Annotated in this window: 8 protein-coding genes and 4 tRNA genes; all 12 read right to left on the bottom strand. The window is 55.7% G+C overall.

The window, feature by feature from the left end; all coding sequences use genetic code 11:
• On the bottom strand, positions 1 to 101 hold a 101-nt coding region (locus J122_RS21395), incomplete at its 3' end, for a GTP-binding protein (protein WP_227510308.1).
• Between the two features lie 50 nt (positions 102 to 151).
• Positions 152 to 227: transfer RNA gene (locus J122_RS19735), tRNA-Thr, on the bottom strand.
• A 13-nt stretch (positions 228 to 240) separates the two neighbouring features.
• Positions 241 to 315: transfer RNA gene (locus J122_RS19730), tRNA-Gly, on the bottom strand.
• 10 nt (positions 316 to 325) lie between these two features.
• Positions 326 to 409 (bottom strand) — tRNA-Tyr (locus tag J122_RS19725).
• 40 nt (positions 410 to 449) lie between these two features.
• Positions 450 to 525, bottom strand: a tRNA-Thr gene (locus J122_RS19720).
• A 31-nt stretch (positions 526 to 556) separates the two neighbouring features.
• The gene (locus J122_RS19715; RefSeq protein WP_061333953.1) at positions 557 to 1195 is read right to left on the bottom strand and encodes a hypothetical protein; all 639 of its coding nucleotides are present in this window, start codon (positions 1193 to 1195) and stop codon (positions 557 to 559) included.
• Positions 1192 to 1926: a type III pantothenate kinase gene (locus J122_RS19710; RefSeq protein WP_061333951.1), complete on the bottom strand. Its 735-nt coding sequence runs from the start codon at positions 1924 to 1926 to the stop codon at positions 1192 to 1194. Before J122_RS19710 ends, J122_RS19715 begins: the two co-directional genes overlap by 4 nt.
• Positions 1923 to 2888 carry a biotin--[acetyl-CoA-carboxylase] ligase gene (locus tag J122_RS19705; protein WP_061333948.1) on the bottom strand — a complete coding sequence of 322 codons (966 nt, stop codon included), beginning with the start codon at positions 2886 to 2888 and terminating at the stop codon, positions 1923 to 1925. The genes J122_RS19710 and J122_RS19705 overlap by 4 nt, the downstream gene beginning before the upstream one ends.
• 115 nt (positions 2889 to 3003) lie before the next feature.
• Entirely contained in the window at positions 3004 to 5403 is a 2400-nt protein-coding gene (locus tag J122_RS19700) for a DUF6160 family protein (RefSeq protein WP_061333946.1), read from the bottom strand.
• Positions 5404 to 5414: 11 nt separating this feature from the next.
• On the bottom strand, positions 5415 to 5966 hold the full coding sequence (locus J122_RS19695) for a hypothetical protein (RefSeq protein ID WP_061333944.1): 552 nt from the start codon (positions 5964 to 5966) through the stop codon (positions 5415 to 5417).
• Positions 5963 to 7048 carry a hypothetical protein gene (locus tag J122_RS19690; protein WP_227510312.1) on the bottom strand — a complete coding sequence of 362 codons (1086 nt, stop codon included), beginning with the start codon at positions 7046 to 7048 and terminating at the stop codon, positions 5963 to 5965. Before J122_RS19690 ends, J122_RS19695 begins: the two co-directional genes overlap by 4 nt.
• On the bottom strand, positions 7048 to 8250 hold the full coding sequence (locus J122_RS19685; protein WP_061333942.1) for a DUF6160 family protein: 1203 nt from the start codon (positions 8248 to 8250) through the stop codon (positions 7048 to 7050). The genes J122_RS19690 and J122_RS19685 overlap by 1 nt, the downstream gene beginning before the upstream one ends.
• Between the last annotated feature and the right edge of the window lie 262 nt (positions 8251 to 8512).

The following is an 8512-nucleotide window of genomic DNA, read 5'->3' as shown; positions in this document are numbered from 1 at the left end:
CGAGTCAGGGCGGCTGTCAGAGTGGTCTTACCATGGTCAACGTGACCAATGGTGCCCACGTTTACGTGCGGCTTGTTACGCTCAAACTTTGCTTTAGACATTCGACCAATCTCCCTAATCAACCAGGATCGTAACGTTGACCGGATAAAAATGGAGCTCATGACCGGAATTGAACCGGTGACCTCATCCTTACCAAGGATGCGCTCTACCGACTGAGCTACATGAGCATTGAAACCAAATTGGAGCGGGCAGTGGGAATCGAACCCACGTCATCAGCTTGGAAGGCTGAGGTAATAGCCACTATACGATGCCCGCGAGCAATTAGTGGTGGAGGGGGCAGGATTCGAACCTGCGAAGCTTTCGCGTCAGATTTACAGTCTGATCCCTTTGGCCACTCGGGAACCCCTCCCGTACAGATCTGCAACCGCAAACCTGCTCAAAACTTAAAGTGGAGCTGGCGGACGGAATCGAACCCCCGACCTGCTGATTACAAGTCAGCTGCTCTACCAACTGAGCTACGCCAGCTCACATTCGCCTGTTCAGCGAGGGCGGTATACTACGGATTTTTTTCTGGTGATGCAACACCTTCACAAGCGTAGATTTCAACGAAGTCGAAATTGCTGTGACTTTCCGCCTCAACCGCCTGAACCACCTCGGTTTCCCTTGCTGGCTCAACATCAAAAACGAGGGCGTATCCTATACGATTTCGGGGGAAGTTGACCAGCACTACATTGAGATTCTGTTGTTTTTTTTCCTCCAGCACAGACTCTGCTGCTACCCTCGACTCAAACAGGCCAAGCGAGATGGCGTTTCGGTACTCACCCTCTGTCACCACATAAGACTCCACGCCACGACTAAAGAGATCGCGAAACTGGGATAGCGCCACCTCCCTGGGCTGCGGAGGGATCATCACCCAATTTAGCGGCGGCAGCTCCCGCTCTCGCTCCTCAATGCGGAAATGCTCGCCAACCCGTTCTGCAAATGCAGTGGCGTCCTCGCGGGAGTCAAACCAACCGACCCTGACACACTCCGTGGGAGGTAGCGGAGCCTGCTCACTCGAATCGGACACTTTCAGACTTGCAACGCGAGGCAAAATACCACCGGCCGACGCCTCATAGGTGACCGGCGGAATCAAGCCGGGGGCGAACCAGACAGCCAGGTTGGCCAGCAACAACACCAGCGCAACCAGCCTCATGCCTGCGATTCCTGAAGATCGACGATTTCCAGCCCCTCCAGCACCAGACCAGGCCGATGCTCCGCCTTCAGACCCAACGACTGAAAACGACCCGCATCTCCGCCGGTTAAAACAACCCGTTCCAGCCCAAGACGACCAACATCACGATGCAGACGCTGAACGAGGCTCTCTGTCAGCCATGCGAGACCGTGGTTTGCGCACTCACCGGTGGATCGGCCCGGCGCAGCGTTGATCTGTTCGTCGTATTCGAATCCAATGCGGGCGGCATCCAGCTTGAGACTCCGTCGCATCATATGCAGCCCTGGCAGAATATACCCGCCCAGGTGCTGGCCCTGGCCGTCGACATAGTCAATGGTCACTGCACTGCCCGCATCCACGACGGCGAAACTGCGCCGGGCGCCCACCCAGGCGGCCAACATTGCATGCCATCGGTCGGCACCCATTTTGGCCACTTCCTGGTAGGAATTCCTGAGCCCGTCCCGGCTCACCTCCGCCCAGTGGTATCGAACCGGGGCAGAGGTAACGGTTGCCAAGCTCTCGTCCAGGCGCAGTCGGCTCTGTTCCGATGCGACTGTCGATACGGCAACACGATCTATCTTGCGGGCGTACGGTGTTAACTCAGCAAAAGTCACTGTTTCTTCCAGGGCTCCGCCACCGTCATGCACGACGACTCCATCGGCCATGAGGCGCCATTTTACCCGGGTGTTGCCACAGTCCAGCAAAAGAATCATGATCGCACCCGCAAGCTGATATCTCCGGCCCTGACGGGCACCAGCCCCTCAGGAGTATCAATCTGATAGTTGCCTGCGGTATCGATACCGGCACCCCTACCCTCAACGCCACCATCCCTGGCCACCAGATCTTTCCTGAAAAAGATATCCCGGGCCTGCCATTCATCCCTGAACGGGGCAAAGCCCTGACGTTCGAACTGCGCGATAATCTCTACTACCTCTGACACAATAGCGGCCGCCAGAGCATTTCGCGTCCAGACGACATCCGGCCATGCCTCGGCCAGGCTTATCCATGGCTGGTCGACCATCTCAGCCTGCTTCATATGCACGTTAATCCCAATACCTGCAATAACCTGCACTTCTCCGTCCTGAAGCTCTCCCTGAATCTCAACCAGTATCCCGCCGAACTTCCGGTCACCGTAGAACAGATCATTAGGCCACTTCAAACCGGCGTCCGCTGCCCCAAAGGTCGACAGGGCCCGGCTGACCGCCACCCCCAATACAAGGCTCATACCGTCGAGGGCAGAAAACCCGCCCCGAACACTCAACCCCAGGCTCAGATAAAGGTTTTCTCCCTGCGGACTCACCCATTGACGCCCCCGGCGGCCACGACCTGCAGTCTGACTGTCAGCCACCACCACCGGCATGCCTTTCAACCCCGAGGTCAACCGTCGCGCCACTTCCGCGTTGGTTGAGTCAACGGTATCCAGAACATCAAGGGCAATGACGTTATGCAGGCGCTCCGGCAGTGCTTTCCGAATGCGGTCACTTGCCAGGAGATCCAACGTGGAGATGAGCTGATACCCCTGCCCCCGGATGGTTCTGATTTCCACGCCTTCGGCTTGCGCCTTGCGAATCTGCTTCCAGACCGCGGTTCGGGAAATACCGAGTGTTTGCGCCAGCGATTCGCCGGAATGGATTCGACGATCTTCAAGAAGGGATAACAGCGAGCTGGATTTCATGAAACAACTTCCGGAGGCGACATGGAACAGCCCGGATTAAACAACAGGACAGCCGAAAACACAAAAAGGACAGTCGCCTTGACTGCCCGTTTGCCATAACCGGACCCCTGAATCGTCAGGGTATGGGGGTTGCGGTCAGGTTCGCACGGATATCTACGTTCTGGAATTTTGCTCCGTAGACAACCGTTTGACTGCCGCCGACAGGATGGATCAGATCGATGTTATTGATTGAGAGCTCCTTGAAACGGGTATCTGCCTTTACAGCAAAACCAAGGGGGCGGTTAGCAATGTCTCCCGGGCCCGGATTGGCTACATACCGGTACCCAGCCGCCGATCCTGGGCTCATGATTTTCTCATCGCCGCGGCTTCCCACTACACCCTGGGCGTCAGGCCCATCCTCTTTTTTGGTCACCCTGGTCTGGTAGACATCCACCGACAGATCGGTTCGAATCCCGAAGCGATTGTCTTCAACGCCATCACCGTCAAAGTCACCGCCATCACTGGTATAGATATCGTTAACCAACAACTTCATACCGGTGTTGTTTATTGGCCTTCCCTGACTATCCACGGCGCGATTACTCTCCCACATCAAGGCATTCTTCTTGTCGTCGCCCTCGGCTCGAGCCAGAACCTGCACCATGTCGATCGTCACACCCTCGTTGCCCCGAGTCTCCCACTGCCCGCCGGCGGCCACACAGGCCCCCTCAGAACTACCAGACCCCCCGACACAGATATCTCCGGCCCCTCCGGGCTTCACCAAAGCCGTGCTGCCGGTCTGATATTTTTGAATTCGTAACCGTCCCATACTGGCGCCGTGGTCCTTGGTGCCCACCCGCACATTGCCGATATCCATGGTGCTCCAGGACTCCCCGGTGCCAATGGCCAGCCCCTCTTCGGTCACATCCAGGGTCATATCCCGGACGTGACCGTCATAAGTCATTTCCGTCAGCCAAAGTCCCTTCTGGGCGATTTCGCCATTACCTTCATCATAGGGAGCCGCGATCACCGCTGCCTTACCATCCCGAATCTGGATGTCGGAATTGATTGTGAGCCCCTCTCCCGAGGCGCCGCCGGCACCCAGGGTTATATGCCCATCCAGTTCAAACTCATAGGCGGGGTAGAATCCCAGCGCCAACAGCAACTCGGTACCGCCCTGAAGCGGTGCGTCATCACTGCCAACTCTCAGCCCGTTGATACGATAACCCGCTTCCAGGCCTTCAAAGCCAATTCGCAGGCCATCGTAGAACCGTGTGCCATTACGTACTTCGTTACGCGTGACATTGACGGTGACATCCCCCGATCCCCAGGATTGCAGACCGCTGAAGATCACACGGTTGCCATCTTCCGTGTAGCTCAGATCAGCGAGGCGCAAACTCCACTCCGTTGCCATGCGCAGTCCCTGCGGGCCGGCGTCAGGGTGCCCTCCACCCTGGAGATACAACTCATTGCGATAGGTTCGACCGTTGAATATCTGGTCTTCCAGTAAAAACGACAGATTCAGCGAGCCAAAGCTTTGGCCGCTACTGCCCACCTCTATAGAGCCGATATTCAGATTACCCTGCAATCCACCAAGGGTCAGCGCAACCGCAGGTCGACCACGCCCGTCCTCTGAAACATCCAGGCGAAGGTCGTGTATGCGATAGTCACCGGTGATATCCCGCAAAGCCAGGCCGTTGCCATCATCCAGATAGATAAACGATGCCGTGTGGATGATGGTTTCATTATCCAGCCTTAACCCCTCACCCGACCGGCCACCGGCCCGAATGTCGGTCACGGAGGATAGCTCGTAGTGCCCCTGCAGCCCACCGTAGCTTGGCAAGGGCAGCCCCGTGGCAGAACTATAACTTTGGCCGTAATTGCCCGGTTCGTTGCTGTAGCGAATGGCACCAACGCTCCAGTTGCCAATCACCTCCGGGGAAACCAGCTGCAGCGTGTCCCCCACAACATCCAGCGTAACCCCAAGAGCCTGGACGTCCATGGTGATGTCATCCAGGAAAACGCTGTTGCCATTAGTCCGGTATCCCAATCGCCCACCCGTCATGGTGTAGGCGGTATCGAAGGTGTAACCACTGCCGCCCACAGCCCCACCTTGTCGAATACGCAGACTACCCTGCAGGGAGTGATCAAAGAATATCCCCCCCATACCCACACCGGGGGCTCCGGCCAGGCGTATATCTGAAAACTCGACTCTTCGATCCTCTACCAGATAATCGAGGTTCAATGATGCATCGGCCCCAATGTCAACCTTTACCCGATGGAACGCCCCCGCATTATCTCCCCTGGACGATCCAACGCGCATACCCTCAAGATGCACACCCTTGCCATCATCATAATAGGATAGGCGGTCGGCGGAGAGGTTCAACTCCATCTCCAATGTGATACCGCTCTGCCCCTGAATCTTTGATAGGGCGGTATCATCCAACCGCTCCATGGCAGCCACAGGGTTAACGAGCACGGGCACCATCGATACCAATAAAAGAGGAGCCGTGGAAAGACGAGCATCTGTCATGGCCATTAGGCTTTTCCTCATGGGTTTCCGTCCGGAAAGACCAGCAGGTTGCCCTGCATGATGACATCACCCTGCATCTGCACCGCAAAAATATCGGTCTGGATGAACCCCGGATCGGTCGGCCTGGCAGTACTGCTGGCTGCGACCTTGAAATGCACATCGGTAAACCGAACGGTATCTGGCAACCCCAGTTCAATCACATCCCGATCAAACAGCTCGCCGTCGCCGCCAAACCCGGAATCGATCTTTCTTACCCTTAGCGTTAACCCCTCGAACGCAAACAGCCCCCGAATTTCATCAAGAACCATCCAGCCACCGTCTTCTTTCAAGCGATAGGCAAACCGGGCACCGCATTTTTTGTCCGTTTCATCGCAACGGCCAAAGTAAGCATTCTCTACCGGCCCGCCCATTTCATTGATGCTGATGTCACCCGACAGATAAATTCCGCCCTGTCCCGCTACCTTCGACAAGGCCTCATCTTCCAGCGGCGCCATCTCGGCGCTGGCCGGCAAGGTGAGGACTGCCATCAGTGGCAGCGAGAGCACAGGAACTGCGTATGAAAAAGTCATGGCGCCAGATCCTTTGTCTGTATTTGCAAATGCTGTATCAGCATGCCCTCAACCCGTGCAGCGCCGAAATCACGGTCGCCAACGCTGAAGTTGCCGATCTGGAGGTTACTTCGATAGTCAGGGTTGCTGTAGTAATCCTGATAGAAATCCCAGGTTTGGGCATTACTCCCAGCCCTCAGTCCGTTTGCAGCAATTTGGCCGGCGCCCGGGGAGCGAATGGTTTCCACCTCCAGGATGAAATTTCCGCCGCCATCAACGTCGAAAAATACCGGCTGTAAACTGTTACCAATCGCCAGCTCCAAGGCAAAATCCGACATGGTAATCCGGGAACCACAAGCGGTGCCGTCTTGGGTACAGGCATTGATGGACACTTCGGGTGAATAGAAGTTGAGCTTGAACTGCCCCGCCATCTGGCTGCGCTGGTCATCACCCCACAAACGCAGATAACTCCCGTCAATAACAGCACTTCGGGCATGGATATTGAGATTCGCTGAACGGTCATCGCCAACGGCGACATTCATCTGCATACCGATATCTGCCCGCTCGCCAATCCAGTCAGCTGTGGCCGGTCGACTGGAACATTGGCCACTGCCGGCGGCGGCAGTGGCGCCCATGCAGTCGAACCCTTCAGCTCCCGGAATCTTGCTCGGCGCGGCCAGTTCAAGAACCGCCTTATCGGGAACACCAATGCCATTTCCGTCAACAATATCGATTCGCCAAGGATTAACCAGCCTGCCAAGATTCACCGGCGCCAGGTTTTCCCCGTAATTTGAATTGGCGCCTGCGATATACAGGTGATTGACCGTGATATCCACTTCCCGACCATCGGTGCTCTTGATACCGGATATACGGAAGATGCGAGCCTGGTTGCCGTCAGCGTCCGGCCGGTCAGTGCCGTGGGAAAAGGTAAAGTTATCGAATACCAGACCAATACCTGCGCCGTCTATCTCAGACATCTCCGACTCGGCGAGCCGCTCCAGCTCCGCCAGGGCGGAGGCCGGAGTAATAGCAACCAAAACAAGAAACACGCCAGCAAAGGCAGAGCCGAAGCCTGCCTTACAGGACAGCCTACGCCCGTTCATCAGAACAGCCCCCGGCCGCGGTCGATATACTCAGTACGATACCGGTCGGTCCCATTCAGGGCTTCGTTCAGGTTAACCTCGGTGGCACCGTTCGGAATATTAAAGAAGGCTCCTGAGGTCGCCCGGATAAAGTCCTCCACCGTCAGATCGCTTTTCTTAACGTCTTTCAGCCAATCCAGATCTTTGGTCTGGAATGAAATGAAGGCGCCATCCGCTGGCCCGGTTAACCTGCGCTCGCCGTTAACTTCCTCTACCTGACCAATTGGGAAGCTGTTGTACATGTCCAGATCAAAACAGGCGTCAATTCCCAACACTCTGCAGCCATCGGCATACACGTAGATATCACCGGAGCCGCAGCTAAAGAATGAACAATTGGGAACCTCTATCTCCGAGCTCGAACCCCAGCCAATCAGGTTTTTAACCGACCAGCGGGTGAAGCTGCCCGCGTTCTCCAGAACGAATTTTTCGCCGTTGGGGATACCGATGTACTCTGCTCTTATTGGGTCAAGCTCACCCACCCGAGGATCGTTATCATCGCCGTAGACCAGCTGCGCTTTGGTTGCCAGGGGACTTCCGCCTTCCAGAAGAGGGGTCAGCAAAACAATCAGTTGATCAAAGAAGTTACCGCTGGAACTGGCATCCCGCAGCCCTTCGCCCCGATCAATAATGTCCACATTCACATTACCCGTCAGGGTTTCGATCTTACCTGACAGCACTCCCATTGCATCACCAAAGCCAAGGCGAACACCAACCACTTCGTTGGTCGCCTCATCAAATGCAAACTCGAAAAAGGGGTTATCGATCATGAACGGAACGATTTCGTTCTCGTTATAAGAAGAGCCATCCGGACGATATTGTCTCGCCGCCTTGGGGTTACGTTGATAGTAGGCCTGGCTGTTGATATAGCCGAGCGCAAAATCCCTTATCAAGACGTCCGATGAGCCGGCCTTCTCACCTTCCCGTTCATAACGGCCAAGCTCCAGAACATCAACATTGGTCTGGATTTCTATGTCCATGCCAAGGTTAACGCGGGTATAAGAGGTAGTATTGTCCGGATCGGGATGGTATTGGCGATCAACCGAAAGGAATGCTTGCCCGGTGACTTCCGACATCTGCTCATCGGAAATAGGCTGAAGACCTGCTTCGGCGGATACCGGCAGGGAAACAATGGCAACAACAAGTGCCTGCAGTTTTTTACTCATAGCCACACCCTGCGCCGTTTCTTGTTATTGACGGCATCGATTGAATGACTGATGAGTGTCTCTGAAGCTGGCTCTTTTTATATTCTGGGTCGGCCAGTCTTTACCGAATGTTAACTTTGTTTGCAGGTTGTAGCTGTGCGGCGAGTCATACTTTCGAAAACAATCGAGTAGGAGGGGGAGTTGCCTCCCCCGTCCTCTCACACCACCGGGCATACGGTTCCGTACCACGGCGGTTCACGGTTGGCTCTGAAGCCGAACCATC

Origin of the sequence: Marinobacter excellens LAMA 842 (genome assembly GCF_001574445.1) — a bacterium.
Taxonomy (GTDB): Bacteria; Pseudomonadota; Gammaproteobacteria; order Pseudomonadales; family Oleiphilaceae; genus Marinobacter; species Marinobacter shengliensis.
The sequence above is the reverse complement of the archived record's forward strand: the minus strand, read 5'-3'. Positions and strand labels throughout refer to the sequence as shown.